This is a genomic window from Paenibacillus sp. EKM206P, from assembly GCF_011066155.1.
Lineage (GTDB): Bacteria > Bacillota > Bacilli > Paenibacillales > Paenibacillaceae > Paenibacillus > Paenibacillus polymyxa_D.
The window spans coordinates 1-512 of sequence record NZ_JAAMNQ010000070.1; the positions used below are offsets into that span (position 1 = coordinate 1).

1 protein-coding gene is annotated in these 512 nt (G+C 54.5%); it reads right to left on the bottom strand.

The genetic code is table 11. The features are described 5' to 3' along the window. Nucleotides 1-512, bottom strand: a 512-nt coding sequence (locus G9G53_RS26655) for an AMP-binding protein (protein WP_238796326.1), incomplete at both ends; no start/stop codon positions are given.

Genomic DNA, 512 nt, shown 5'->3' on the forward strand with positions numbered 1-512 from the left:
ACGGCTAAAATCAATCCGGTCGTCTTTCGGACAAATGACCATCGTGCCGCCGTTATAGAGCGTCCGCGCGATATCCCCGACGAATACGTCGAACGAGAAGCTCGCCAGCTGTAGCAGTCGGACTGGGAATTGGTTCAGGCGATAATCCCGGCGATACGCCGTAGCCGTATTCACCAGGCTGCGATGCTCGATCATGACGCCCTTCGGCCGTCCGGTTGTCCCGGATGTATAGATCACATACGCCAAATCGTGCGGTTCGTTGATGTGATCGACGTCTGTCGTATCTCCGGTGTACAGTGACTCATCGTCCAATGCCAATACGGTATGCAGACGCAGCCCTGTTGCCGGTTCGGATGCTGCTTCGCTGTCAGACTTCGAATCTGATTTTGAGCCTAAGTTTTCATTTAGGCTGTCTCTTTCCATCGTTTCAGCACTAGCCGCTGTTTCCAACTCACCCTCAGTCTGCCCTCCGGCCAAGGCCTGTCGGCTTTCCCCAAGCCATATCTGTGCTT